The organism is Vibrio sp. 10N.237.312.B06, from assembly GCF_041464685.1.
Taxonomy (GTDB): Bacteria; Pseudomonadota; Gammaproteobacteria; order Enterobacterales; family Vibrionaceae; genus Vibrio; species Vibrio tasmaniensis_A.
In genome coordinates, this window is sequence record NZ_JBFSPI010000021.1 from 15,276 (window position 1) to 40,882 (window position 25,607).

Here is a 25,607-nt window from a genome sequence, read left to right on the forward strand (position 1 = left end):
GTTAGTCTACTGCAGGCTACGAACCACTAGAGAAATAAAATGACATATCATAAAGCAAACATATATCTTTTTTCCATAGCTATGTGTAGAACTATTTTTAAAACTGTCGCTAAGTTTATCGGCATTCTAACAATATTGTTTAGTTTTTTTACACACGCGGCAACGCCGGAACAAATTGACATGATCCAATCAGCGGCTGAGCAACACATCCTTGACTCGGTGGAGCAACCGCGAGGCGGTGAACTTTTTGTTAATTCCGCTAATGTAGACTCTAGAATCAAAGCAACAAATTGTCCTATCCCCCTTGAGACAAGTGCCTCTACAACAACCAACACTCGCAGCAGCATTACTGTTTTAGTTCGTTGTGTTCCTGATGAATGGCGTGTTTACGTGCCAGTGCGCCTTTCAATGTCAGTACCACTTGTCACAACGACTCGTTCACTGGCGAGAGGCGAAATTGTCGGTCAATACGACGTCACAACTGCGATGATCTCTCTCAACAAATTTCGTCGCCAAGGCTTTACCACTCCACAACAAGTCATCGGTGCTAAGGTAAAAAAGAACCTAAGACCCGGTGATGTTGTCGAAAGAGGCGATATTTGTGTCGTATGCCGAAATGAGAAGGTTATCATACAGGCAGTAAAAGGTGGCATGACCATTACCACCAAAGGTACTGCACTTACCGATGGCTCAATGGGTGATCAAGTTAGGGTGAAAAATGACAAATCACAGCGTATAATCGAAGGTATTGTTACCAGCATGTCTGAAGTCACGGTTTACTTTTAACACTTCACTTTAAAGTGTCGGTATCGTTAGCGCTTTTATTCTCAACTCTAACATCCAATTATAACGGTTGAGGTGTTTGGTTCGTTTTCGACTATTGAGCTAAAAATTGCTAAAGTATTCTCACCCATGGTCGATATTGACTGTACAGGTTCCCATTTTGAAGAAAAAGGCTTAACTATGGCAGGTATTGATAATATTCGTTCAGGGCAAACCCTAGCGAGCACTAACCGCTCAGCAGTGCGCTCTGATTCTAAGTCTGAGGCATCAAGAGCTGATGTGTCATCTAAATCACCCGCAAGCAAAGATGCGGTTTCACTAAGCCAACAAGGCAAGGCGATTGGTCAACTCCATCAAGAGATGGCAGCACAACCAAGTTTCGATTCAGTGAAAGTCGCGGCAATAAAAGAAGCGATCGCAAATGGCTCATACACTGTTGATCCAGAAAAGTTGGCCGACAACATGATGAAATTTGAAAACGAATTAAAAGGTCTTTAAGCAAACATTAGCTTTTAAATAAAGTTATTATCTTAAAGTACACGAGGTTATTAGTAGGTTACATTATGGCGGCACTAGCAGATTTAGTTAATTTCCAACTTCAAAATGCCAAAGCCTTATCTGAATTATTGAGTTCAGAGAAAATCGCTATTACAAGCCGACAATCGAGCGATATTGAGCGAATAGCCAAAGAGAAAGTGGTTCTTGTTGAACAACTAAGATCAACCGATCAACGAATCGCTGCCCATACTAATATATCTGAACTAACCGAGAACCCTGAACTTGCTCAGTTAGTCGCAACCATCAAGTCCATAGTGCACGACTGCCATCAAGCGAACCTAGTAAATGGCGAAGCCTTGAATCGAGCACACCTTAGCTTCAAAAAACTCAGCAATATGATGCAGCAAAGTCACGGCAAAATTGGCATGACCTACAATGCCGGAGGCCAAACGCATACAATTTCTACGCTAGGAACCAACGTTAAAGCTTAGTTAGGTAAACCACCGCCCTCTCATATCTGTATCTGTATCTGTATCTGTATCTGTATCTGTATCTGTATCTCAGCCTACCCTTCTCGTTACACCTATCAAAACGCCTATTAAGCCAGTGAATGTACTCCCCAAGCCAATAAACAAAAAAGCGGCAAGTACTTTAATACTTGCCGCTTTCTTATTCATAGCCGTTACTGGTTGCCGTTACGCCATCTGGAAAGCGAATAGCAGCCAATATAACAGGAGAAACCTATAACTAGACGATCCTTAAACTAGAACAACGTTTGTTGTCTCTTCTCAGGCACTGGTTGAACTTCGCCATAATTACGCAGTTGTTCCATTTTTCGGATATCTAACCGTAGTTCAGTCACATAGCTGTCGCCAACAGGGTAACTGCGCACCACTTCGGCACCACGGATAACACCATCAACCGCGCCTGAAGTTCTCTCAGTACCAAGACGCTGATCTTCAAGCTCAGCTCGACCACTCACGCGCATACCATACACTTGCTCGGCAAGTTCACGATACGCATCAATTTTAGAGGCTCTCATTGCTCGAATACGTTTCTCTTCGTCATTACGACCTTTCTGCTCGCTGACACTCGCGTAGCCAACCGCAACCAAAAAGTCATTAGGTCTCATGCTTTGTAATGGTTGGCAGCCGACAAGCAATAAAGCGGCAACAACAAATATTAACTTCTTCATCACGAACTCCTAAGGGCGAAGAATAACAGTATGAGGCTGACTGATCGTTGGATCAGAACGAATAATAACCCCATCTTGAGTTCGAATACTGTTCAGAGTATCTAAGTCACGACCAATACGGTCTGCAGGTAAAAAGCCTTGTGCGGAAGCAACAACGATGCGAGTTTGCATTCCGACCACACGAGCATTTACTAGAACACCGCCTTCTTGACGAAGCATAGTTCCAGTCAAAACATACTGGACGTCTTGCTCTTGGGCTAAGTCTTTCCAATCGCGGCTAATAGCAAAATCCCCCTGGTGGGTCACTTGGATAGAGCCTGTGGTTTTAAAATCAACCACTTTAAAACCTCGACGCTGAAACTGATGAATGAAACCTTCTGATACCGAGTTTCCTAACCAACTGGTTGTGTCCATGTGTTGCAGATCGACAAACGAGGTAATGGCAATGGGTGTTCTGGCTGAAATACTCGTATTCGACAAGATCAAATCTTCGGTCATGCTTTCCACGAAAAAATCCATGGTATGACGCGGGCTGTCCATCAACATAAACGGACTGCCTGAATACTCAGATTTACCGTTATAGATTGGCGAATAAGCGCATGATGTCATTAACATGACACTCATTACTACGAGCCATTTTTTCATTCTCTTATCTCCAGATATATTTAGTGCTTGCTGTTCCAATATGTTCTCGCCATGACTCTTTTCAATGGATTACAATGTTGGAACAATCTTTGCTTTTCATTAATGGTTCAGATTATGAAAAACGCACTTGAGTCAGCTTTAAGCTTATAGATATTTGTTAAGCAATATTTATACCCAACTGGTAACGAATAGATGAAAAAAATAATTTATTACTTATTTTCAATAAGTTTACTGACAACCATCAGCTTCAGTACTCATGCCTCTTGGTATGAAGTTACCGGTACTGCAACCATCGTATCGTCAGAGGATGCGGCAAGGGTTCATGCCCTAGAGGATGCCGTTTACAAAGCCATACAGTTCTCTGGCGCTGACATCGGCAGTATTGCAAACCTCACCCCCTACTTAGATGCAAAAAAGAAAGAATTTCAATTTACCAATCATGAAGTGCGCTACATCTTAGTAGAAAAAGAGAAGAAACGCGGTGGCAATATAATGGTCACTGCAAGGATAGACATCTACCCTTCGGCAAGTGCTTGCCATGAAAGCCAATATAAGAAGACGTTTTTGGTCGGTAATATTGATGTAAGCTCTCCACAACAAGCTGTGATGGGCCGAATCTATAACATTGGTGATGATTTTGGCCATGTCGTTAACCGACAACTGGCGCAAGAATCTCGCAGTTTTGTCTCTGTTGGTACAACAAATTACGACATAGACAAGCGTCGACCGGAAGTGATCAAAATGATCGCACAAGATACGGGGGCACAGTACATCATAGGTGGTGACATCACCGACTTAACCGCAACCATTGAATCGAAGCTTTTGAAAGACGACATTATCAATCGCCAATTTGCGTTAGAAATGCAGGTATTCGATGGTAAAACAGGTCATCAGGTTTACAACCGAAGCTATCGTGAAGTAGCAAAATGGCCATTTGCGAAGACCAGTGAAATCGACACCCGCAGTGCTCGTTTCTGGGCATCAACCTATGGCAGCATGATGCTTCGTGTCAGTCGTAATATTATGTTGGATTTAGAATCGGAAGTATCTTGTAAAATCACGCTTCCTGAAGTTGCTGCTGTGTTTGGGAATATGGTGACCATTGATTTAGGCCGAATACACGGTGTAGAACAAGGCGACAAACTTCAGCTTTGGCACACAGGTTCATTTATCGACCAAAGAGGCTTGCCACGCAATAAGGTCTCTCAAAGCGATATCACCCTGACGGTTTCTCGCGTTTATGAAAACGAAGCTGAACTCACCATTGATCAACCAAGCCTTGCGGGAAGCATTCAAATTGGTGATGTAATGCAGAAAATCATGTAGTTAGCAGCACCATCAACTCATGTTTTCTAATAAAGCCTTAGCAAAAGTACTAAGGCTTTATTTTTTTCATGAGGATTAGTTTCGGTTTCGCGGTATTTGTCGTAATCTTATTAATAACATAATCATCATTTAGCAAACTATGAGCCAGAATAATCTAATTGGTGCTACCGGTTACCGCTTTATCTCGAAAGGCCAAACCGCTTTTAAAATCCACATCCATACTCCCGAAGATACGGTGTTACATCGTTCTGTCGGTTTTGTTCGTATGGGTGAAGACAAAGCACTAAAGAAAACCATCAAGTTAAGAGATGAGCTTGGCAGAAAGCTCTGGGGAAAGTTTTGGCCAAAAGTCCTCAAAGAGCCCTATCTCATGACACGTCTGCCTCATAGTTTAGAACCTAAAATAGTATTCAAACCAAACCCGACTCAGACAGATCCCGAACATCGAGATGAATGCTACATCGCTAAGTGGCGCGTATTCTCTGAAAGTGGTGAATACAAATACAGAACCAAAGTATGCTCTATAAGGAAGCACGGGCGACTCGCCGCCTACAGCCAAACCAAACGAGCGCTGCTTGAAGCCCACAAAGATGTGATTGAGTTACTTATCTTTATGGGACGATTGAACAGCATCGACCTGAAGTAGTATCAACTTCAGTAAAGCGAGTAAGCTAAGAATCAGCTTCCCATATTTAGCAGATACAGAAACAGCCGCATTGCGGCTGTTTTGATTTATAGGCTTTATCATTATGGTGCTTTAGTAGATTGCTACACCTTAATCGACCACCTAGCTTCGGCATATCTCCGACAGTGTCGTCAGTCGGCGTTTTGATTCTTTCACATAGGGGTTACTTTGATCCCATGCGTAACCAGCCAAAATAGAACACACCATTTGCTTAATCTTCGGGTTTGGTTCTTGATAGAAAATCACATCCTGAAGAGCCCCCGAGTACCACCCTCAACATACGTTCTAAAAGTATTTACCCCAATCATCAATGGTTCAGCGTATTCACGATCCCAGTCGACTTTCTCGCCATTGAGTTGTTTTTCCACACACTCAACCACAAACTGAGCCGACTTCATCGCAATAGTCACTCCCGATGAAAATACAGGGTCAAGAAATTCCCCTGCATTACCCAGTAATGCATACTTATCGGTTGCAAGATGTTTAACGTTGACAGAATAGCCACCAATTTCGCCTGCGGGATTTGGATACTCCGCATTTGCCAAAATCTCGGCCAAGCCCGACTCTTCTGTTGCCAGCTGCTTAATCGCCGAAATCTTGTCTTCTGGGTATGATTCAAAGAATTTAGGTTCCCCTACCACACCGAATGAAGAGACTCCGTTACTGAAGGGAATCAACCAATACCAAACATCAGGATTGGTTGGATGTACCGAGACCAAAATTTTACTGCGATCGTATTCAAGATCAGTATCCGTTGCTGAGATATGATCATTAATATGTGTGAAGATAGCTTTGCGCGGAGGAAGTCGTGATGGCTCTTCTAAATCGAGCATCTTGGGTAACACTCGACCAAAACCACTACCATCAAGGACGTATTGAGCCTCTAGCTGATAACGCTCTCCACCCTGTATTTGTACATCTAATATAGTACGGTCTTCAGCGAAGTTAATGCCTATCAGTTCATGTTGGTAATCAATGGTAACACCCTGCGCTTCAGCACAGTCTGCCATTACCTTATCAAAAGTACCTCGTTGAACCTGAAACGTCGTTCCCGGCCCAGAAGAGAACTTATCTTCAAAATTAAACGCCGTATAAACACCATTTTTACGAAAAGCCGCGCCATCTTTAAATTGGAAGTTAGCATTAGCCACAGCTTCGCTCATGCCCGCTTGTTCGATCACTTCCATGCACGCTGGTAACAGGCTTTCACCAATAGAAAAACGGGGGAAAAGGCTTTTTTCAATCACTCGAACATCGATGCCTTTTTTATGAAGCAAAGACGCCGCAATAGACCCTGATGGGCCAGCTCCGATGATCACTACTTGAGTTGACAGTTTTTTCATTAATTTAAGCCATGTTTACCATGATTATTTCGCGCTAGCTTTCAGCTCCAGAAGCGTATGCCCAAGACCGATATCGTCGGTACGAGTCACCACATCAAAGCCAGCCTCTTCCACTATCTCTAGGAAATCTTCACTGCGGTAAAAGCGGCTGTTGCCGTTGGCCAAGCAAGTGAAGTAGAGAGACGTCGCATTTAAGCTATAAGAAGCCGCATCGTATTTCTGTGCATCCCAAAACAGTTCAAGGATATAAACAGTCGCGTCTTCTGACATATGAGAGCGAACACGCTTTAATATGCTAAGAATTTCCATTGGCGAGAAACAATCAAGGAACTGACTCATCCACCACACATCCGTACCTGTCGGCAGCGCTTGCTGTTTATCAAGCATGTTAGCGGGGAATGGAGTCACTCGATCTTGATGACCGTGCTGTGTTGCGTTTGCCATTGCCATTTCTAATTGCTGCGGCAAATCGACAATCGTCACCTCGACATCAGAGTCGTAGTTACAACATTGCATTGCCCACTTACCTGTATTACCGCCAATATCCACCAGCGATTTAGGCTTCTTACTGAAAACTTTCTCAAGCAACACAGGGAACGAACGATCTGAGTAGAAATGATCAAACTTAAACCAGCTCTCTTTTGCTTTTTCTGGTAATTGAGACAAACCTTGATAAATCGTTTCCCAATCACCCAGCTCTTTCAGGCCTGCAGGTGTACCTTCTTCTATTGCTTCGGTTAAATGCATCATCGCGGCATAACAAACATCAGCCGTGAAATCCATATTTGCGTTGGTCATGCCATCATGCAATAGATAAAAACCTAGGTTAGCCATTTTATAATGAGGCTTATCCCAAGTAACGATGTGAGCACTCAACGCCATATCAAGCAGAACTTTGACACCGTATTCGGATACACCCGTTGCTTGAGAAATAGTTTCAGCGGGTAAACCATCATTGCCCGCGTCATCTAACGCTTTCAAAATACCTAAATCACGAAGTGTACGAGCTGTATGAAAAACAATAGGAGCAAAAGACAATTTTTGCGCTTCTGTTTTTGCTTCTAATGCGTTAAATGGATCTAATTTATATTCCGACACGAAAAACCTAACTTTAAAATAATAGAGAGCTACATAGCAGCCATTTGTGCAAGCTTGCGTTTAATATCAACGTTCAAGTTATTAACCCAACGGTTGTAATTACGGTGAATTTCACCATCGTCGTACTTCAAATTCTCGGATTCGACGTAAAGAATAGAGTAAAACTTATCATTATATGGAATATCAACCACAGCATGATGTGAACGGACATACAGTTCAGCACGGATTAGGCCTGGCTTAATTTCTGAAACCAACCAACCTCGGTTCTCAGCAGACTCATAAATCGCTGATTTCACCTGTTTACTTTGAAGATTCAAAGCAACTGGAGTATCCTCAATATTCATTACAGGTTGGACACGTCCACAGCCTGCAAGAACGAGTATAAATAACATTGAAACGGCTATTTTTAGTAATTTCATTTAAACTCCTTACCCGTGTTTATTTATAAGCATGCATAGTATTAGTTAGACCCAAAGTAAATCAATACTCTATGTCAAATCAATCCCAATTAATGTCGTTTAATATTGAAAAATGGTCAGCAAATTCGCCAGGCCTCTATTCCGTTGCCGAGTGGCAAACGTGGAGCACTCATTTAGATTGGCCACAAAATGGCTCAACTGAATTTAAAGCCATCCCTCCGATGATGCGCCGCCGAATGAGCCTGCAAAGCAAACTGGCCGTCCAAACCGCATTAACCCTATTAAAAGATACCTCGATTGATTATCTGGTTTTTGCCAGTCGACATGGTGAGCTCCACCGAACAGCCACTTTAATTCAATCAATATTAGAAGGTGACGACGCCTCTCCAATGGCGTTTTCCCAATCGGTACACAACACCGCTGCAGGTCTAACAACGATTGCTGCAAAAGCGCCGATTCCACTGACCTCTATCGCTGCTGGGCAAGATACCTTTTACAACGCCCTGATTGAAGCTTATCTTTACCTACATCAGTATCCGTCACATCGTGTACTCGTCATTGACTTCGACCAACCTCTGCCTGATGTATATCGAGAATACGAAAATCAGCACTATGCTGACTACGCTCTAGGTTTAGTACTCACTGCAGGCAGTGACTACTCGGTTTCGAGAGCAGTAACAAGTAAACCAATCGCTAGCCCCCCCAAAGTTAGAGACAGCTCAGCCGCTGATTTACCGCAAGGCCTACAAACGCTACAACATATCCTATTGGGAACACAGCATTGGACTATTGCTGGTAAGCACCAAAACTGGTTCTGGGTCAATAACGCCCAAGCAGGTGCACAGAAATGAGCAAAGTAGGCCAATGTTGGCGAGTATTCGCGACGGGGCTCTGCTTTACCATCTTTGGTTTGGGAGGCTTAGTCTTAAGCTTCTTAATCTTACCTTCGATCGCCCTAACGACTCGCAACGTCATAGAAAGAGAGCTCAAAGCACAACGATTAATCCGTTTCTCATTCAATGCATTCTGCCAAATAATGAAGTTCACAGGCGCGATTGATTACCGAATTGATGGCGCCGAACTGCTCCGCGAAGATCGCAACTGCATCATTGTCGCCAATCACCCTAGCTTGATTGACTATGTACTGATCGCCTCTCAACTTCCTCAATGTGATTGTCTTGTTAAAGCGGCAATATGGGAAAACCCGTTTATGAAGAGGATTGTCAAAGCAGCGGGATACATACCCAACCAAACCCCTGACGATCTTTTAGAACGCTGTGAAGAACGCTTTTCGCGTGGAAATGTATTGTTAGTTTTCCCTGAAGGAACTCGCACAACGCCAGGAATTGAACCATCCTTACAACGTGGTGCGGCACAAATTGCCACTCGAACACAAACCGACTTACGCGTGATTCATATTACAGTTTCTCCGACATTCTTAACAAAAGAGAAAAAATGGTATCAAGTTCCTGCCACTAAACCCTTTTTTCATATCGCAGTGAAAGGTAAAATAGACGTCGCACCCTTTATTGAGAATTCAAATAACTTAACTTCGGCAGCAAGGCGCCTCAATCAACACCTTGCACAGACTATTTTTCCTTCCGAAGAAAATATTTAGCTCATCAATAAAATAACTGGTGATATCAGCGTTTCGAAAATACATCACATAATGTAGAATCGCCCCCCTTGAAGTAGCATTTAGATAAAGTACTAAGTAGGCCTAAGTGGAAACATTACACAACGAACTAAAACAACTGATTATCGACGCACTGAATCTTGAAGATATGAGCATTGATGAAATTGAAACGGAAGCACCACTGTTTGGTGATGGACTTGGATTAGATTCTATCGATGCCCTTGAGCTCGGCCTTGCTATCAAGAAAAAGTACAACATTGTTATCGATGCCGACGATTCAAACACTCGCCAACATTTTGCATCGGTTGAAAACCTAGCTAACTACATTTCATCTAAAACGAACAACTAGACAGATCTTTATGACACAAGCTAACCAACAAGAAGTATTCAACCAGGTTAAAGATGCGCTTATCGAGCTGTTTGAGCTTGATGCTGAAGATATCACTCCAGAAGCACACCTTTATCTCGACCTAGACCTCGACAGCATTGATGCCGTTGATTTGGTCGTTCACTTACAGAACGTTACAGGTAAGAAGATCAAGCCTGAAGAGTTCAAAGCAGTACGCACCGTTAATGACGTTGTCGAGTCTGTGGTTGAACTATTGAAGGACGCATAATGCGTCCTCTGCTGACTTTACTGTCGGCAATCATACTTTTCACTTATCCAATAGCGGTTTACTTTGGACTCAACAAGTTTGGCCTACAAACCGTTGGTATCGTCTTAGCCGCTATTTTTGCTGTCCGCATTTTCACCGGTGGTCAGGCTAAAATCAAAGAGCTAAAACACCTAGCTTGGATCAGCGGAAGTGCAGGGATTGTTCTGCTGGCATTAGGGTTAACCTTCAAACAGCACGGCTGGCTAACTTATTACCCCGTCATCGTTAATGTTTGTATGCTGGTTGTGTTCGCCTCGAGCCTATGGCAACCGCAAACGATTATCGAGCGGCTTGCTCGCCTCCAAGAGCCAGAACTTCCACAAAGTGGCGTTGATTACACACGAACAGTCACCAAAGTTTGGTGTCTGTTCTTTGTTATCAATGGCTCTATCGCCCTTTACACCTGCTTCCAACCTCTTGAAATATGGACCCTATACAATGGCTTACTCAGCTATGTATTTGCAGGGTTGCTCTTTGCAGGAGAGTGGATAGTAAGACAGCGCATTCGTCAGAGTTAAATTGTTATGACACAAACCGTCTCTTACACTTCCTTGTCTGAACTTCTCAGTCAGAACAGATCGCCTGATTCTATTGTCTGCTTTGACGACAATAGCGAGATTTCGTGGCAAACATTTAACGACGACTTATCTCAACTCGTACAGCTTTTATCTTCATCCCCTTTTCAACGAGTTGCGATTTGCACCCAAGACAGCTACCTATTTTCAGTGGCCTTTTTAGCGTGCGCAGCCAGCAACAAACACATCATCTTGCCAGGTAACTATCAACCGTGTGCGCTTGCCGAGCTGAGTGAGCATTTTGACTGTCTGTTGGTCGATGATGCGATTGGTGCAGTGGAAATAAATGAAGTTCGCAATATCCAAACCTTATTAGACACCGAAATACGAGAACCTCTAACCGATAATCTTCCCGCCATTGAGTTAGCAGCAATCCAATTGACCTTGTTTACTTCAGGCTCAAGCGGTACACCAAAAGCAATCCATAAGACCTTAGAACACCTAGATATTGAAATCGCTCAGCTAGATAAAAACTGGGGCGCCTTGCTTAAAGACAACCAAGTCCACAGCACCGTCTCACACCAACATATCTATGGTCTGTTGTTTCGAATCTTATGGCCGCTTTGTTCTAGCGTTCCATTTTCTCGAAACAATCTCGAATACCCGGAACAGATCCTGTCTCACGCTAACAAGCAGAGCGTGCTGATCAGCAGCCCTGCGCTACTCAAACGATTAAAACACGAGACAAAGTCTACGCATCTAGCGGGGGTATTCTCTTCTGGTGGCCCTTTACCTACCGAGTCGGCTCATCAATCACGAGGTCTGCTTGGGCATTTACCTATCGAAGTGTTTGGCAGCACAGAAACCGGCGGCATCGCGTTTCGTCAGCAACAGAGCGTTCAAACACCTTGGCAGCTTTTTGACTGTATTAAGGCCAGTCTCAATAGTGAGAATTGCATTAAGTTATTGTCGCCGTACATCGACAAAAACAACTGGTATCAAACCGCAGACGAGTGCGAAATGGTCTCAGATAATCAATTTATATTGAAAGGCCGAACCGACCGAGTGATCAAGATAGAAGAAAAACGAGTATCACTGGTTGAAGTCGAAAAGCGACTTGAGCAACTGCCTTGGATAAGCGAGTGTGTGGTGATTCCATTTGAAGAACCGGAGCGCTTAATCTTGGCGTCAGTTTTGGTATTATCAGAGGAAGGCCAAGCGACTCTCGCAACCATGAGTAAAGGTAAATTCTGGTTAATGTTACGTTCAGAACTCAGAAAATGGTTAGAGCCAATCGCTATTCCAAGAAAGTATCGTGTTGTTGATGAGATCCCCCTCAACAGCCAAGGCAAGAGACTAACCTCTCACATAGAGCAGCTCGTAAAATCATAAAAATCACTGGTCGCATTTTATACTGAGATTATCTTTTATATTTTTGTCAGAAGACCCATTTTAGCCCAAGGATTCTAAGCACACGCTATGGATAAGAGAAAACCAAACGTCATTGCTGTTGACACTGTAGAGAAAGAATCGACCCTGACACTCCATGTTACCGGAGACATCACCGATTTTAAGGGGCACTTTAAGAGCTTCCCTATTCTTCCCGGTGTGACACAAATTGACTGGGCACTTCACTATGCTGTCCAAGAGTTAAATGTCCCTGGTTACTTTAAAGGTATGGAGGTCATCAAATTCCAAGAGCCTATCCTTCCTGACGCCACAATCCAGCTATCACTCAAATGGGATGCTGACAAAGACAAGCTGAGCTTCAGCTACACCTCAAACAACGGTGAACAGACCCACTCTTCAGGAAAAATGAAGCTGGGAGAGAAAAGTGAATAGCGCTCCTGCTGAGGCTGCTTCTCAACACGTAACAAAAGAAAGCAACTACAAAGCTTGCTTCCTAATCCCGTGCTTTAACCACGGTGAAACCATGCCTGCAGTGGTGTCGTCACTCCATCATTTTGAGTTGACGATCATCATCGTTGACGATGGCAGTGAACTCACCACGAAACAGTTTCTGGCTCCCTTAGTAGAGAATTCAAACGTAGCCTTGGTTACGCTTGAGCAGAACCAAGGCAAAGGCGGTGCCGTAAAGGCTGGCATCAAGCGAGCACAGGAGCTCGGCTTTAGTCATGCCATTCAGATTGATGCTGACGGTCAACATGACCTAGACGCCCTACCCGCATTAATCGAAGCGTCACAAGCTAAGCCCCAGCGCCTGATCTCAGGTCAGCCTGTCTATGACGATAGCGTACCGAAGGCAAGGCTCTACGGGCGCTACGCGACACATATTTGGGTGTGGATAGAAACTCTATCTCTCTCGATTAAAGACAGCATGTGTGGCTTTAGAGCGTATCCAATCGATAAGGCACAAACAGTACTGAATAAATACGATGTCGGTTCGAGAATGGACTTCGATATCGAGATTCTGGTTCGCTTATACTGGGAAGGCTGCGACATTGACTTCATTGAGACGCGAGTCATCTACCCTGAAAATGGTGTCTCTCATTTCGATGCGCTGTGGGACAACGTAAAAATCAGTTGGATGCATACTCGACTGTTCTTCGGCATGCTGCCAAGAGCCCCTAAGCTGATTGCTCGTCACTTCAAATCAGATTCTGAAGATCACCTAACAAGTTCTACACAATTTTCAGAAAGCAATCAGGCGCAGCAGGCACCAAATAGCACTGAACAGCCTCATTGGTCCAGAACTCAAGAGCGCGGCACAGTACTCGGTATCAAACTGTTGTTAGCTGTTTACTCACTATTAGGCCGAGGTGTATTCAACCTAATTTTGCGCGGTGTAATGCGTTACTACCATTTGACAGGAAAGCGCGCACGAAACGCTTCTGAGCAATACCTATTCCAGCTTAAGACATACGCAGAGCAACAGAATATTGATTTACCCGCTGAATTAACCAGTTATAACCACCTGCTTTCGTTTGGTCACACCATGCTAGACAAATTAGCCGCATGGAAAGGTGATTTTTCAGTCGATAACCTGACCATTCATGGTCAAGAGCAATTCGAAAGTATGGTGGAAAACCAGCAAGGTGTGCTAATCCTGGGGTCTCACCTTGGTAATATCGAGTTGTGCCGCGCTTTGGGACGTCGACACTCACACATCAAAATCAATGCGCTGGTCTTCACGGAACACGCCGAACGCTTTAATTCGGTGATGAAAGCGGTAAACCCACAGTCTGATTTAAACCTGATTCAGGTGACATCGATGGGCCCTGATACCGCCATCTTGTTGCAACAGAAATTGGAGCAAGGTGAATGGATTGTGATCGTTGGCGATAGAACCTCCACCAGCAAAGAGAGTCGCTCAGTATGGGCAGAGTTCTTGGGTAAAGAAGCTCCCTTCCCTCAAGGACCATTTATGTTAGCCTCTGTTCTCAAAGCGCCAGTATTCTTACTGTTTGGCCTACGAGATGACTCACAAACCAAACCGCATTTTAATGTCTATTTTGAGCATTTCAGCGACAAGCTAGAGCTACCTAGGAAGACTCGCGAACAATCTTTACAGCAAGTCGTGCAGAAATACGCAGACCGACTTCAGCACTACACACTGAAAGCACCGCTTCAGTGGTACAACTTTTTTAACTTTTGGACATTGAGCAAGCACCATGACGAAAAAAAATCCAAATAGCATCACCTTTGGTGCCGAACGCCTCACGATTGAGGATGTTGTCGCTATTTCACAAGGCGCAAAAGCCTCGATGAACTCAAGTAATGAGTTCACATCAAAGATCGACCGCGGTGTCGCTTTTTTAGAACGCCTATTGAAAGAAGAAGGCGTGATCTATGGTGTGACAACGGGCTACGGTGACTCATGTACCGTTGCAATTCCACCAAACCTTGTTGATGAATTACCACTGCATCTAACGCGCTTTCATGGCTGTGGTTTAGGCGAAATACTGTCTCATGAGCAAGCTCGTGCCGTATTAGCAACGCGCCTTTGTTCATTGTCACAAGGTGTCTCTGGTGTGACTCACGATTTGCTCAACCAGATCGTCACTCTGATCAATCAAGATATCTCACCGCGTATTCCTCAAGAAGGATCGGTTGGTGCCAGTGGTGATTTAACGCCGCTGTCTTATCTGGCAGCTGCACTGATTGGTGAGCGCGATGTCATCTACAAAGGTGAAGTTCGCCCTACTAGTGACGTTTACAAAGAGCTAGGGATTAACCCTATCAAGCTTAAGCCAAAAGAAGGCTTAGCATTGATGAATGGCACGTCGGTAATGACGGCTCTGGCTTGTATCGCCTACAAACGTGCAGAATACCTAGCTCAGCTGTCGACTAAGATCACCGCAATGGTGTCTGTAGGTATGCAAGGCAACGATTTCCATTTCGATGAAGCGCTGTTTGCAGTGAAGCCTCATCCGGGTCAACAGCAAGTTGCTGCATGGCTACGTGATGACTTACAAGCGGATCGTCCGCCACGTAACAGTGATCGCCTACAAGATCGTTACTCACTGCGTTGTGCCCCACATGTGATTGGTGTGGTTCAAGACTCTCTGCCTTGGCTACGCCAAATGATTGAGAACGAGCTTAACAGCGCTAACGATAACCCAATTATCGATGGCGACAATGAGCGCGTACTGCACGGTGGACATTTCTACGGTGGTCATATCGCAATGGCAATGGATACACTAAAAACAGCGGTAGCCAACCTTGCAGACCTACTTGATCGACAAATGGCGCAGTTGATGGATTACAAGTTCAACAACGGCTTGCCATTTAACCTAACCGGTGCTGAAGGCGAACGTAAACCAATCAACCACGGTTTCAAAGCGGTACAGATTGGCGTTTCAGCTTGGACAGCAGAAGCATTAAAACACACCATGCCAGCAAGCGTGTTCTCTCGTTCAACCGAGTGTCACAACCAAGACAAAGTCAGCATGGGCACCATTGCGGCTCGTGACTGCTTACGCGTTCTTGAACTGACTGAACAAGTAGCGGCAGCATCACTTCTGGCGGGGACACAAGCGCTTGAGCTTCGTAAACGCCATAATGAGCTTGATGAGCACCACATGAGTGAAAACCTAAAGCACATTCGCGACGAAGTGCTTAAAGAGTTTGAATTTATCGTAGAAGATCGACCACTTGAAGGCGATCTACGCCACTTCATTGCTCGTATTCAAAGTCAACACTGGTCACTTTACTCCTAGAGTAGCTAACCCTTTACGCAATATTGTTGAGAGCGATTTATGTCTGAAATCCTTCATCCATTAAAATCAGAGGTTACTTTAGTAACCTCATTCCAAGATGCCGACCCAATGGGCGTGATCTACCATGGCAACTACTTCCGATTTTTTGAAGAAGTTAGGCGCATCATGATGGATAAGATTGAGTACAACTACCATGAGATGAAGGATTCTGGCTACATGTGGCCGATCATCGACACGCGCGTAAAGTACATCAAAGCAATACCGTTTAATCATCAGATCACGGTATCCGCTAAGTTAACTGAATGGGAAAACCGCTTGCGTGTTGACTACGAAATTCACGATGCCAACACCGGTGCTCGTATGACACGCGCTCACACCATGCAGGTTGCAGTAACCATTGAAGAGCAAGAGATGTGTTTTGCTTCGCCGAAAGTGTTTACCGATAAAATCGAACACTGGCATCAATTTGGCTGCTTACCCCAATCAACTGAGCAGCAATCAAACGATCACCAATCAGAGCAACCGCAAGTACCTAACACACAGCAGCAGGTGAAACATGAGTCTGTTTAAACACGGGCGTAAGCAAATCAGTATCGCACTGCTAGGGCTTGCTTCAATGATGGCGAGCCACTTTGCTGGCGCTAGCGAGAACACGAATGCTGTCGGCTCTATTACAGAACTACAAACCGTGTTAAGCGAAAATAGTATCGTTCGTGGTGAGTTTACTCAAACACGTAACATGGAAATGTTCGCCCAACCTCTAACATCACAAGGTACTTTCCTGTTAGACAAGTCGAATGGTTTGCTTTGGACACAAGCGACCCCCTTTCCTGTGAGCTTGGTGCTAACCGATAACAAACTGAGCCAAAGATTTGCCGATCAACCCGCTAAGATCATTACCGATAAAGAAAACCCAATGGCATTTTATTTCAGCCATATATTCCTGTCGGTGTTTCACGGGGACACGCAAAAACTTCAAGAGCAATTCTCACTGTCATTTGAACCAGCGACTGAGAAAAATTCTGATGAAAGTGCAAACTCAAGTTCAGAAGACACACGATGGACACTCACTCTAAAGCCAAAGAATGCGCCAATGAACGCGGTGTTTGAAGCCATCACACTGCAAGGAAAAGGTGACATTGAACGTATCGAACTTAGAGAAGTTCGTGGGGACAGCACTGTGATCGAATTTAGCCAGTTAAGCCATCTACCGGAAGTATTATCAGATGCTGAAGCGCAACAATTCCAATTCTAGCCTAGCCCTTGCTTGGCTTGTTGTCGTAATACTGTTTAGCGGATTGTTGATCAAACAATTCGCTTTTTCTTCGTCGGTACCCATTGAAAGCAACATCATGAAATTGCTGCCAGAAAACCAGCAAGATCCCATGGTAGAGCAAGCCTTTCAGCAAATATCCAGCTCGATGAGCGAGCAAGTGGTGTTTATCATAAGTGCCTCCGACGTCGAACAAGCCATGACAGCGACTGACGCTTTTGAAAAAGCCCTCAACCAAAGATCTTTCTCAAATCAGCCAACTCTGTTTAAGCAAGTTCAAGGCAAGATCAACGCCAGCACGCAAAGCCAATGGAGCGATTTCTATTTTCGTCACCGAGCTCAACTTCTAACTCAACAACAAAAAGAGACGCTGACACACTCGCCGGATTCGCGAGCTCAATATGTCATTCAGTCTCTGTACAATCCGTTCTCAGGCGTCACCGCAGCAGAGCTATCTCTAGACCCATTCTTGTTATTTCGCGACTACATCAGTGCTGTTAGCGTTCAATCAAGTAACTTTGTTGTGAAAGAGGGCTACCTCACCGCTCAATCTAATGAGCAAACTCATATTTTGGTGACGGCGACTCTGGCAGGCTCACCTTATAGCTTGTCGATTCAAGAGCAACTTCCCGCTCTTGGTTCAATTGAGCGCGAGATCGAAAAGCAGTTTGGTGTCAAAGTGCAGCATACCGGTGTGGTGTTCTACGCCAATTACGGTACCGAAAGCGCGAAATCAGAAATCAGTACCATTGGTTTAGGCTCATTGGCAGGTGTGATTTTATTGGTGTGGCTGACGTTTCGTAGTGCCCTACCTCTTGCCTTGTCTTTGCTTTCAATCAGTACCGGATTATTGGTCGCACTGGCAAGCACCGTCGCTATCTTCGGTAAAGTTCACCTGTTTAGTTTGGTGTTCGGTGCCAGCTTAATTGGCGTATCCATCGATTACTCCTTTCACTACCTGACTGACCGCTTAGCAGCTGGGAGTAAATGGCAAAGTGAAAAAGGCTTGAAGCACATTCTCGTTGCGATAACCTTGGGTCTGATCACCAGCTTGATTGGCTACCTAGGTCTGTTGGTGGCACCTTTCCCTGGCTTGCAGCAACTTGCTCTGTTCTCGTCAATTGGACTTATTGCCGCTTACGCCAGCGTGGTGTGTTGGTACCCCGTTTTAGCGGCAAAACCAAGCCAAGAACGCCGTCTTCCCTTGTCGAAGCTTTGGCATACTTGGTTAAGCCTCTGGAACAACCAAAAGTTTAGAATTGGCTTACCATTAATAGTGACTGTCGTTAGTTTGATATCACTCAGTCAAATTCGCTACGATGACGATATTCGACAACTTCAGGCGATGCCAGAGCAACTCAAACAGCAAGAGCAAGCCATTACTGAGATATCAGGATTAGGCAGTGGTCAAAATATGCTGCTGGTGACTGCCAACAGCGATCAAAAACTGCTAAAAAAACTGGCTGAGATCACTACGAGCTTAGATTCTTTGGTCGATAGCCAAGGTATCTCAGGATATCGCAGCATCAATCAGCAATTGTTAAGTAAACAAGACCAGCATGATAACTATCAATTGGTTGAGCAACTCTATGACCAGCAAAGCCATATCTTACAGAACACACTTGGTTGGCCTAGCTTTCCAAAATTACCTAAGTTCGAAGCAATCACGGTATCTGGATTTTTAGAATCACCAGTGTCAGAACCTGTTCGACCACTTTGGTTAAAGCCGATAGACGGACAAGCAGCGTCAGTCATTTTGATCAAAGACGTCACAAATTCAGAACTGTTCTCTCAATGGCTTGATTCAAGCTTTGCTCAGCAGCAAGGTGTTAAATACCTCAATAAAGCTGATGAAATCTCTGCTCTCTTTGCGGAATATAGAGTCAAGATCACCGAGCTATTATTGATAGCTTTGGCCGCTATTGGGATGGTGTTAGGTTGGCGCTACGGTGTGAAGCAAAGCCTATTAATGCTGTTGCCTTCATTAATTGCCGGAGTCGCTGGTTTAGCGGTCACGGGCATTTTAGGCTCGACACTGAATCTGTTTAACCTGCTTGGACTGATTCTAATTTTAGGGATTGGTATCGACTATACCCTGTTCTTTGCTGAGCAGAAGAAATCACTAAGCACCTTATTGGCGATTACTTTGTCAGGCCTCACGACGTTACTCTCGTTTGGCTTATTATCGTTGAGTCAAACTCATGCCATTCATAGTTTCGGTGTTACCGTCCTAACTGGTATTTTCGTCGCGTGGTTGCTTTCGCCACTTGCAATCAACAACCAACAAGCAGCGGAAAAATCAAACTCTCGAGAGGCTTTTAGATGAACAAAACAATCAAGATAGCGCTCGTCGTTGGATTGGGCTTACTACTCAGCGCTTGTTCGATGGTGTCTCAACAGCCTACAGGCGCAAGTGTCGCAATCGATAAAGACACAGAGCTCGCCTTGCCGCTGCCTGCTGAACTGGGATACTCATTTACGGCGAGCCAGCTGATCAGCGCTACGTGGGAAAATGATACGCAGCAACTACCGGTTCAAGTCGAAGTCACATCAGACAAAGTCGTGTTGGCAGGTTTCTCCTCTTGGGGTACTCGCATTCTATCGCTGCAATACCAAAACCAAACGATTGATACTCAAGTTCTATCTGGTCTTGGCGCAACCCTGCCGCAACCCGAGCAAGTACTATTTAATTTAATGCTAACTCTATGGCCAGTTGAAGCATGGGCTCAACCTTTACAAGACATCGGTTGGTATTTGGTCGATACAGAAAACAGCCGCACCGTCTTTGATGAAAACCAACAGCCAATCATTGAAATTGATTACCAAGCAGAGCCCGGAGCACATAAAACGGCAGGCAATATTGTTTTCAAGCATTTGATTCAAGGCTACACCATCACCATTCAAACGTTGAACTCAACGATTGTCGACAACCCAAGTAAGAGCTAAACATTATGCCTATTTATATCCAAGACTGTGGTTTCCACTCCGCATTAGGCTCAAGCGTTGCTGACATTCATGGCTGCCTCAAAGGCGAGCATGAATCAAACATGGTTGAAGTGAGCGACATGCTAAACGACGGTAAGCCGACGGTCGTTGGTAAGGTGGCTGGCGAATTACCAGAAATCCCATCAGAACAAGCGGAATACGCCACTCGCAACAATCAACTGGCGTTATCGGCTGTTAATCAAATCAAAGACTCTATCGAGCAAGCAAAATCACAATTTGGTGCCGATAGAATTGCTGTAGTTATCGGCACAAGCACCTCGGGAATTTCTGATGGTGAAACTGCGTTTAAACACAAACTAGAACATGGCTCTTTCCCCGAAGATTTCCACTATTCAAAACAAGAGCTAAGCAACACCTCTGAGTTTGTTAGCCAACATTGTGCATTAACCGGGCCAAGCTATGCGATATCGACCGCTTGCTCATCAAGTGGCCGTGTATTTGTTACTGCCCAACGTTTGTTAGATTCAGGAATGGCTGATGCTGTGTTGGTTGGAGGTGTCGATACACTATGTAAACTGACGCTCAATGGCTTTCATGGTCTTGAAGCGCTATCAACCACACATTGTAAGCCCTTTAGCGCCTCTCGTGATGGCATCAACATCGGAGAAGCTGCGGCATTTATGTTGCTTAGCAAGACAAAACCAACCGCTACCAATACAACTCAAAGCACTTCGAATATAGTCCTATTAGGCTATGGCGACAGCTCCGACGCACACCATATTTCCGCGCCCCATCCAGAAGGGAACGGTGCAGAACAAGCAATGAGAAAGGCGTTAGATTCTGCACAGTTACGAGCAAAAGACATCGGTTATATTAATGCCCATGGCACCGCAACTCCACTCAATGATTCAATGGAAAGCAAAGCCATCCATCGTATTTTTGCAAACAAGGTTCCCGTCAGTTCAACCAAACCTCTAACAGGACATACTCTTGGAGCGGCAAGTGCGATAGAGGCTGCAATTGCGTGGCATATTCTAAAATATGACTTACCACTCCCCTTACAAAAATGTCAGTATAAAGCTGAAGATATTGAGATTGATTTGGTAAACTGTTCCCAGAAACTTAAAGTAAAGAACATCTTAAGCAACTCGTTCGCTTTTGGTGGCAACAACATTAGCCTGATTTTTGGTGTAATAAATGACTGATATCCCTTCTGTAGACCAACTTCTCCCACACGATGATCCGATGATATTAATCGATCGAGCTATCAACGTTGAGGCATTGTCGATTCACTGCCAGGTCGATATTGGCGCGCACAACCTATTCTTTGACGCCGAATCTCAAACGGTCCCAGCTTATGTTGGCATCGAGTTTATGGCGCAGTCAGTTGCAGCTTGGTCTGGATACCATGCGCTGAAAAACGGCACTACTCCTCCAATCGGCTTCTTACTCGGTTCTCGTCGCTACAAGTCACTGTGTGATGAATTTACTCAAGGTCAAATCCTTGATATCTATGCTGAACAACTCATGGAAGACAGTGGCATGGCCGTGTTTACCGCCCGAGTCGAAGACCAAGGCGAGTTAGTGGCTCAATGCCAACTCAACGTCTACGTGCCGACCGAACAAAAATTACAAGAAATGAAAACTAGGAGCCCATCATGAGCCGTCAGGTTTTAGTCACTGGTGCCAGTAAAGGCATTGGTAAAGCGATCGCTATTCAACTCGCGAAAGACGGTTTTGAAATCGCCGTTCATTACATGGGTGACAAGCAAGGTGCTGAAGACACGTTAAGGTCGATCACCGGACTGGGTGGCGCTGGACGTCTGATCCAATTTGATATCAGCAATCGCAGCGAATGTCGCGAAACGCTTGAGTCAGATATTGCCGAGCATGGCGCTTACTATGGTGTGGTGAACAATGCGGGCATTACACGCGACACAGCCTTCCCTGCCATGACGGAAGAAGAGTGGGATGGCGTGATTCACACCAACCTCGACAGTTTCTACAATGTACTGCACCCGTGCGTAATGCCAATGGTTCAAAAGCGTAAAGGCGGTCGAATTGTTACTCTGGCGTCGGTATCTGGCATCATGGGAAACCGCGGTCAAACCAACTACGCCGCAGCAAAAGCAGGTGTGATTGGCGCTACTAAGTCACTTGCTCTAGAACTAGCAAAACGCAAGATCACAGTAAACTGTGTGGCTCCGGGTTTAATCGATACTGGCATGGTTGATGAGCATGTAAAAGAGCATGCGCTGCCTCAAGTTCCACTGCGCCGCATGGGCGAGCCAGAAGAAGTCGCCGGCCTAGTCAGCTACCTAATGTCGGATATTGCCGGCTACGTAACTCGCCAAGTGATTTCAGTTAATGGAGGCTTAGTATGACCCGCCGCGTTGTTGTAACTGGCATGTCAGGCGTTACCGCTTTTGGCAACGATTGGCAGCACATCGAGCCAAAACTAAAAGCATGTGAAAATGCGACCCAGTACATGCCTAGCTTTGAGCAGTATGATGGTCTAAACACTAAGCTTGCCGCACCTATTGATGACTTCCAACTACCTAAGCACTATAAGCGCAAACAGGTTCGTGGCATGGGCCGCGTGTCTCGCCTAGCAACAGTGGCGACCGAAAATGCACTAGAGCAAGCAGGACTGATTGGCCACGACGTTTTGACTAATGGCGAAACAGGCATTGCCTATGGTTCTTCAACCGGCAGTACTGACGCTGTTGGTGCATTTGGCGTGATGCTTAACGAGAAATCGACACGAGCTATCACCGCAACGACTTACGTTCAGATGATGCCACACACCGCAGCGGTCAACGTCGGGCTATTCTTTGGCTTACGTGGACGTGTGATTCCCACTAGCAGTGCCTGTACTTCAGGTAGCCAAGCGATTGGCTACGCCTATGAAGCAATCAAACACGGTTACCAAACCGTGATGGTTGCCGGTGGTGGTGAAGAGCTATGCCCAACCGAATCTGCCGTTTTTGATACCCTTTTTGCTACCAGTTTAAAAAACGACACGCCAGAAAAATCCCCTAGCCCTTACGACAGTGAGCGCGATGGCCTAGTTATCGGTGAAGGTGCTGGTACGCTTGTTCTTGAAGAGTATGAACATGCGGTTGCTCGCGGTGCAAAGATCTACGCGGAAATCATCGGTTTTGCCAGCAATTGCGATGCCGCCCATGTGACCCAACCTCAAATGGAAACCATGCAAATCTGTATGGAGAAAGCGCTGAAAGATGCACAGCTTCCTGCTGAAAAAATTGGTTACGTTTCGGCGCACGGAACGGCAACAGATAAAGGCGATATTGCAGAAAGTAATGCGACCGCGAACATTTTTGGTGAAGTGCCAATCAGCTCATTGAAAAGCTACTTTGGCCATACGCTTGGTGCGTGTGGTGCGATTGAAGCTTGGTTGAGCCTAGAGATGATGCATTCTGGCTGGTTCAGCCCAACATTGAACCTTGAAAACATCGACGAACGCTGCGGTAAACTCGATTACATCACAGGTTCTGGTCGCGAATTGGATGTTGAATACCTGATGAGCAATAACTTTGCCTTTGGCGGGATCAACACTTCAATCATCTTCAAGAAAATCTGAGCTTGGTTAGATAAAACTCAAGACAAATAAAAAGGGTCAGTAACCAAGTTACTGACCCTTTTTTCAATCTAGCTAATACTCAATTAAGCGTTAGCTTCACGCTCAGCGATGAACTCAAGAGCCATCTTGATGCGAGCGATTACGCGCTCTTTACCAACAAGCTCCATCACTGCATCAACAGAAGGAGACTGGCCGCCACCTGTTACTGCTACGCGAAGTGGCATACCGATTTTACCCATGCCGACCTCTAGCTCTTCACATACTGCTGCAATCACACCATCTTTGATGTTTGCAGTAGTGAAATCCTCAAGCGCTTCAACCTTAGCAAGAGCAAGCTCTAGTGGGCCTTTAGCAACACCACGTAGGTGCTTCTTCGCTGCGCCAGCTTCAAACTCAGAGAAATCTTCGTAGAAGTAACGAGACTGTTCAGCAAGTTCGATAAGCGTATTACAACGCTCGCCAACTAGCGTGATCACTTCAGTGATCGCCGGGCCATTTGTTGTATCGATCTTTTGTGCGTCTAGGTGCCATTGCAGGTATTTAGCAACGTACTCAGGCTCAGAAGTCTTGATATAGTGGTTGTTCAACCAAAGTAGCTTATCAGTGTTGAATGCAGAAGCAGACTTGCTGATAGCGTTCAGGCTGAAGAATTCAATCATCTCTTCTTGAGAGAAGATCTCTTGGTCACCGTGAGACCAACCTAAACGAACTAGGTAGTTGTTTAGTGCATTTGGTAGGTAACCTTCGTCGCGGTATTGCATTACAGAAACAGCACCGTGACGCTTAGAAAGTTTCGCACCGTCATCACCAAGAATCATTGCACAGTGAGCGAAAGTTGGAACTGGCGCGCCTAGTGCTTCATAGATGTTGATTTGTCGAGGTGTGTTGTTGATGTGGTCTTCACCACGTACAACGTGTGTAATACCCATGTCCCAGTCATCCACTACAACAACGAAGTTGTATGTTGGTGCACCGTCTGTACGACGAATGATTAGGTCATCAAGTTGGCTGTTAGAGATTTCGATGCGACCACGGATTTGGTCATCAAATACTACGCTGCCTTCTTTAGGGTTACGGAAACGGATAACGCATGCATCACCTTCTTTTGCTGCTTCGTTTGCTGCAACAATTTTAGGGTGGTTCGCATCGTAACGAGCCATTTCTTTGTTTTCTTCTTGCTCTGCACGAATTTCGTCAAGCAGCTCTTTAGACGCATAGCATTTGAAAGCTTTGTCTTCAGCAAGTAGCTTATCAACCATTTCGTTGTAACGGTCAAAACGCTTAGATTGGTAGTAAGGACCTTCATCCCATTCCATACCCATCCATTGCATGCCTTCTAGAATTGCATCAACCGCTTCTTGAGAGTTACGCTCAACGTCCGTGTCTTCGATACGTAGAACGAATTCACCACCTTGGTTCTTAGCGAATAGCCAAGAGTAAAGTGCAGTACGTGCACCACCAACGTGAAGATAGCCAGTTGGGCTAGGAGCAAAACGAGTTTTAACCGTCATTTAAATACCTTGATTATGTAGGTGATTCTTTTAGTGATTGCCATTACAAAGCCTGCAACAGAAAAATATCACTAAATTTTGGGCGCTATTTTATCACCACCGCTTAAATCTACAATCAGTAGTGAATGATTAATGCGCTGATCTTGTACGAAAGCTATCGTAGAAGGAGAAAACCAATAGCTCAAGCACATGTCAAATGCTCTAAAACGGCAAATTCTCGCCACGCTCGCGATAAACCTCATCTATTCCATCACTCAATATTCCAGCAAATATCAAATTCTTGAATTTATGTTT

General features: G+C 44.9%; 27 protein-coding genes and 1 pseudogene. 22 read left to right on the plus strand and 6 right to left on the minus strand.

Features of this window, described 5'->3' with window-relative positions:
- Positions 1–39: 39 nt before the first annotated feature.
- The 3 genes from flgA to AB6C75_RS07900 all read left to right on the plus strand — a co-directional run bounded on the left by flgA (position 40) and on the right by AB6C75_RS07900 (position 1,772).
- Positions 40–786, plus strand: coding sequence for a flagellar basal body P-ring formation chaperone FlgA (flgA, locus tag AB6C75_RS07890; protein ID WP_012603426.1), 747 nt, complete (start codon positions 40–42; stop codon positions 784–786).
- 177 nt (positions 787–963) lie between these two features.
- Positions 964–1,281, plus strand: coding sequence for a flagellar biosynthesis anti-sigma factor FlgM (gene flgM / locus AB6C75_RS07895; protein WP_029225445.1), 318 nt, complete (start codon positions 964–966; stop codon positions 1,279–1,281).
- A 65-nt stretch (positions 1,282–1,346) separates the two neighbouring features.
- The gene (locus tag AB6C75_RS07900; protein ID WP_009848580.1) at positions 1,347–1,772 is read left to right on the plus strand and encodes a flagella synthesis protein FlgN; all 426 of its coding nucleotides are present in this window, start codon (positions 1,347–1,349) and stop codon (positions 1,770–1,772) included.
- 272 nt (positions 1,773–2,044) lie between these two features.
- Here the strand turns inward: AB6C75_RS07900 and flgP are convergent, their stop codons facing one another.
- Together flgP and AB6C75_RS07910 are read right to left on the minus strand one after the other, a co-directional pair.
- Positions 2,045–2,476 carry a flagellar assembly lipoprotein FlgP gene (flgP, locus tag AB6C75_RS07905; protein WP_017099642.1) on the minus strand — a complete coding sequence of 144 codons (432 nt, stop codon included), beginning with the start codon at positions 2,474–2,476 and terminating at the stop codon, positions 2,045–2,047.
- Positions 2,477–2,485: 9 nt separating this feature from the next.
- On the minus strand, positions 2,486–3,121 hold the full coding sequence (locus AB6C75_RS07910; RefSeq protein WP_012603422.1) for a FlgO family outer membrane protein: 636 nt from the start codon (positions 3,119–3,121) through the stop codon (positions 2,486–2,488).
- A gap of 192 nt (positions 3,122–3,313) precedes the next feature.
- On the opposite strand from AB6C75_RS07910, the gene AB6C75_RS07915 reads away from it, so the two are divergent.
- A complete protein-coding gene (locus tag AB6C75_RS07915) occupies positions 3,314–4,447 on the plus strand; it encodes a flagellar assembly protein FlgT (RefSeq protein ID WP_017099160.1) in 1,134 nt (377 codons plus the stop codon).
- Positions 4,448–4,586: 139 nt separating this feature from the next.
- Positions 4,587–5,093: a Fe3+-citrate ABC transporter substrate-binding protein gene (locus AB6C75_RS07920; RefSeq protein ID WP_372107512.1), complete on the plus strand. Its 507-nt coding sequence runs from the start codon at positions 4,587–4,589 to the stop codon at positions 5,091–5,093.
- 141 nt (positions 5,094–5,234) lie between these two features.
- Here the strand turns inward: AB6C75_RS07920 and AB6C75_RS07925 are convergent.
- From AB6C75_RS07925 to AB6C75_RS07935, 3 genes and pseudogenes are all read right to left on the minus strand, one after another.
- Positions 5,235–6,475 (minus strand): annotated as a pseudogene (locus AB6C75_RS07925) (NAD(P)/FAD-dependent oxidoreductase).
- 24 nt (positions 6,476–6,499) lie between these two features.
- Positions 6,500–7,573: a methyltransferase gene (locus AB6C75_RS07930; RefSeq protein WP_009848586.1), complete on the minus strand. Its 1,074-nt coding sequence runs from the start codon at positions 7,571–7,573 to the stop codon at positions 6,500–6,502.
- Positions 7,574–7,602: 29 nt separating this feature from the next.
- Positions 7,603–7,992 carry a hypothetical protein gene (locus AB6C75_RS07935; protein ID WP_009848587.1) on the minus strand — a complete coding sequence of 130 codons (390 nt, stop codon included), beginning with the start codon at positions 7,990–7,992 and terminating at the stop codon, positions 7,603–7,605.
- A gap of 71 nt (positions 7,993–8,063) precedes the next feature.
- Here AB6C75_RS07935 and AB6C75_RS07940 point away from each other — a divergent pair, with 71 nt between their 5' ends.
- From AB6C75_RS07940 to AB6C75_RS08020, 17 genes are all read left to right on the plus strand, one after another.
- On the plus strand, positions 8,064–8,843 hold the full coding sequence (locus tag AB6C75_RS07940; protein ID WP_372107513.1) for a beta-ketoacyl synthase chain length factor: 780 nt from the start codon (positions 8,064–8,066) through the stop codon (positions 8,841–8,843).
- Positions 8,840–9,610: a 1-acyl-sn-glycerol-3-phosphate acyltransferase gene (locus tag AB6C75_RS07945; protein WP_009848589.1), complete on the plus strand. Its 771-nt coding sequence runs from the start codon at positions 8,840–8,842 to the stop codon at positions 9,608–9,610. Before AB6C75_RS07940 ends, AB6C75_RS07945 begins: the two co-directional genes overlap by 4 nt.
- Before the next feature lie 106 nt (positions 9,611–9,716).
- Complete coding sequence (locus AB6C75_RS07950; RefSeq protein ID WP_009848590.1) at positions 9,717–9,977, plus strand: phosphopantetheine-binding protein; 261 nt, start codon at positions 9,717–9,719, stop codon at positions 9,975–9,977.
- Positions 9,978–9,987: 10 nt separating this feature from the next.
- Entirely contained in the window at positions 9,988–10,245 is a 258-nt protein-coding gene (locus AB6C75_RS07955) for an acyl carrier protein (RefSeq protein ID WP_009848591.1), read from the plus strand.
- Positions 10,245–10,802, plus strand: coding sequence for a septation protein IspZ (locus tag AB6C75_RS07960; protein WP_372107514.1), 558 nt, complete (start codon positions 10,245–10,247; stop codon positions 10,800–10,802). Before AB6C75_RS07955 ends, AB6C75_RS07960 begins: the two co-directional genes overlap by 1 nt.
- A gap of 6 nt (positions 10,803–10,808) precedes the next feature.
- Positions 10,809–12,191, plus strand: a complete 1,383-nt coding sequence (locus tag AB6C75_RS07965; protein WP_372107515.1) for an AMP-binding protein — start codon at positions 10,809–10,811, stop codon at positions 12,189–12,191.
- Positions 12,192–12,278: 87 nt separating this feature from the next.
- On the plus strand, positions 12,279–12,641 hold the full coding sequence (locus AB6C75_RS07970; RefSeq protein WP_065678580.1) for a 3-hydroxyacyl-ACP dehydratase: 363 nt from the start codon (positions 12,279–12,281) through the stop codon (positions 12,639–12,641).
- On the plus strand, positions 12,634–14,454 hold the full coding sequence (locus tag AB6C75_RS07975) for a glycosyltransferase (protein ID WP_372107516.1): 1,821 nt from the start codon (positions 12,634–12,636) through the stop codon (positions 14,452–14,454). Before AB6C75_RS07970 ends, AB6C75_RS07975 begins: the two co-directional genes overlap by 8 nt.
- Positions 14,432–15,979, plus strand: a complete 1,548-nt coding sequence (gene hutH, locus AB6C75_RS07980; protein WP_009848596.1) for a histidine ammonia-lyase — start codon at positions 14,432–14,434, stop codon at positions 15,977–15,979. The genes AB6C75_RS07975 and hutH overlap by 23 nt, the downstream gene beginning before the upstream one ends.
- Positions 15,980–16,018: 39 nt before the next feature.
- The gene (locus tag AB6C75_RS07985) at positions 16,019–16,549 is read left to right on the plus strand and encodes a thioesterase family protein (RefSeq protein ID WP_012603411.1); all 531 of its coding nucleotides are present in this window, start codon (positions 16,019–16,021) and stop codon (positions 16,547–16,549) included.
- Positions 16,536–17,234, plus strand: coding sequence for an outer membrane lipoprotein carrier protein LolA (locus AB6C75_RS07990; RefSeq protein WP_012603410.1), 699 nt, complete (start codon positions 16,536–16,538; stop codon positions 17,232–17,234). Before AB6C75_RS07985 ends, AB6C75_RS07990 begins: the two co-directional genes overlap by 14 nt.
- On the plus strand, positions 17,206–19,578 hold the full coding sequence (locus AB6C75_RS07995) for an MMPL family transporter (RefSeq protein ID WP_009848599.1): 2,373 nt from the start codon (positions 17,206–17,208) through the stop codon (positions 19,576–19,578). Before AB6C75_RS07990 ends, AB6C75_RS07995 begins: the two co-directional genes overlap by 29 nt.
- A complete protein-coding gene (locus tag AB6C75_RS08000; protein ID WP_009848600.1) occupies positions 19,575–20,198 on the plus strand; it encodes a DUF3261 domain-containing protein in 624 nt (207 codons plus the stop codon). Before AB6C75_RS07995 ends, AB6C75_RS08000 begins: the two co-directional genes overlap by 4 nt.
- 5 nt (positions 20,199–20,203) lie before the next feature.
- Positions 20,204–21,403 carry a beta-ketoacyl-[acyl-carrier-protein] synthase family protein gene (locus tag AB6C75_RS08005; protein ID WP_372107517.1) on the plus strand — a complete coding sequence of 400 codons (1,200 nt, stop codon included), beginning with the start codon at positions 20,204–20,206 and terminating at the stop codon, positions 21,401–21,403.
- Complete coding sequence (locus AB6C75_RS08010; RefSeq protein ID WP_372107518.1) at positions 21,396–21,860, plus strand: hotdog family protein; 465 nt, start codon at positions 21,396–21,398, stop codon at positions 21,858–21,860. The genes AB6C75_RS08005 and AB6C75_RS08010 overlap by 8 nt, the downstream gene beginning before the upstream one ends.
- On the plus strand, positions 21,857–22,582 hold the full coding sequence (locus tag AB6C75_RS08015; protein ID WP_372107519.1) for a 3-ketoacyl-ACP reductase FabG2: 726 nt from the start codon (positions 21,857–21,859) through the stop codon (positions 22,580–22,582). The genes AB6C75_RS08010 and AB6C75_RS08015 overlap by 4 nt, the downstream gene beginning before the upstream one ends.
- On the plus strand, positions 22,579–23,802 hold the full coding sequence (locus tag AB6C75_RS08020; RefSeq protein ID WP_017099147.1) for a beta-ketoacyl-ACP synthase: 1,224 nt from the start codon (positions 22,579–22,581) through the stop codon (positions 23,800–23,802). The genes AB6C75_RS08015 and AB6C75_RS08020 overlap by 4 nt, the downstream gene beginning before the upstream one ends.
- A gap of 83 nt (positions 23,803–23,885) precedes the next feature.
- Here the strand turns inward: AB6C75_RS08020 and gltX are convergent, their stop codons facing one another.
- Positions 23,886–25,313 (minus strand): glutamate--tRNA ligase, encoded by a 1,428-nt coding sequence (gltX, locus tag AB6C75_RS08025; RefSeq protein ID WP_372107520.1) that lies wholly within the window; start codon positions 25,311–25,313, stop codon positions 23,886–23,888.
- Between the last annotated feature and the right edge of the window lie 294 nt (positions 25,314–25,607).

Coding starts and splice junctions, on each gene's coding strand:
- AB6C75_RS08005 (WP_372107517.1), top strand. CDS start 20,204: ATGCCTATTTATATCCAAGACTGTGGTTTCCACTCCGCATTAGGCTCA.
- AB6C75_RS08010 (WP_372107518.1), top strand. CDS start 21,396: ATGACTGATATCCCTTCTGTAGACCAACTTCTCCCACACGATGATCCG.
- flgP (WP_017099642.1), bottom strand. CDS start 2,476: ATGAAGAAGTTAATATTTGTTGTTGCCGCTTTATTGCTTGTCGGCTGC.
- AB6C75_RS07910 (WP_012603422.1), bottom strand. CDS start 3,121: ATGAAAAAATGGCTCGTAGTAATGAGTGTCATGTTAATGACATCATGC.
- AB6C75_RS07985 (WP_012603411.1), top strand. CDS start 16,019: ATGTCTGAAATCCTTCATCCATTAAAATCAGAGGTTACTTTAGTAACC.
- gltX (WP_372107520.1), bottom strand. CDS start 25,313: ATGACGGTTAAAACTCGTTTTGCTCCTAGCCCAACTGGCTATCTTCAC.
- flgM (WP_029225445.1), top strand. CDS start 964: ATGGCAGGTATTGATAATATTCGTTCAGGGCAAACCCTAGCGAGCACT.
- AB6C75_RS07990 (WP_012603410.1), top strand. CDS start 16,536: ATGAGTCTGTTTAAACACGGGCGTAAGCAAATCAGTATCGCACTGCTA.
- AB6C75_RS07960 (WP_372107514.1), top strand. CDS start 10,245: ATGCGTCCTCTGCTGACTTTACTGTCGGCAATCATACTTTTCACTTAT.
- AB6C75_RS08015 (WP_372107519.1), top strand. CDS start 21,857: ATGAGCCGTCAGGTTTTAGTCACTGGTGCCAGTAAAGGCATTGGTAAA.
- AB6C75_RS07900 (WP_009848580.1), top strand. CDS start 1,347: ATGGCGGCACTAGCAGATTTAGTTAATTTCCAACTTCAAAATGCCAAA.
- AB6C75_RS07935 (WP_009848587.1), bottom strand. CDS start 7,992: ATGAAATTACTAAAAATAGCCGTTTCAATGTTATTTATACTCGTTCTT.
- AB6C75_RS08000 (WP_009848600.1), top strand. CDS start 19,575: ATGAACAAAACAATCAAGATAGCGCTCGTCGTTGGATTGGGCTTACTA.
- AB6C75_RS07995 (WP_009848599.1), top strand. CDS start 17,206: ATGCTGAAGCGCAACAATTCCAATTCTAGCCTAGCCCTTGCTTGGCTT.
- AB6C75_RS07965 (WP_372107515.1), top strand. CDS start 10,809: ATGACACAAACCGTCTCTTACACTTCCTTGTCTGAACTTCTCAGTCAG.
- hutH (WP_009848596.1), top strand. CDS start 14,432: ATGACGAAAAAAAATCCAAATAGCATCACCTTTGGTGCCGAACGCCTC.
- AB6C75_RS07940 (WP_372107513.1), top strand. CDS start 8,064: ATGTCAAATCAATCCCAATTAATGTCGTTTAATATTGAAAAATGGTCA.
- AB6C75_RS07920 (WP_372107512.1), top strand. CDS start 4,587: ATGAGCCAGAATAATCTAATTGGTGCTACCGGTTACCGCTTTATCTCG.
- flgA (WP_012603426.1), top strand. CDS start 40: ATGACATATCATAAAGCAAACATATATCTTTTTTCCATAGCTATGTGT.
- AB6C75_RS07915 (WP_017099160.1), top strand. CDS start 3,314: ATGAAAAAAATAATTTATTACTTATTTTCAATAAGTTTACTGACAACC.
- AB6C75_RS07970 (WP_065678580.1), top strand. CDS start 12,279: ATGGATAAGAGAAAACCAAACGTCATTGCTGTTGACACTGTAGAGAAA.
- AB6C75_RS07955 (WP_009848591.1), top strand. CDS start 9,988: ATGACACAAGCTAACCAACAAGAAGTATTCAACCAGGTTAAAGATGCG.
- AB6C75_RS08020 (WP_017099147.1), top strand. CDS start 22,579: ATGACCCGCCGCGTTGTTGTAACTGGCATGTCAGGCGTTACCGCTTTT.
- AB6C75_RS07945 (WP_009848589.1), top strand. CDS start 8,840: ATGAGCAAAGTAGGCCAATGTTGGCGAGTATTCGCGACGGGGCTCTGC.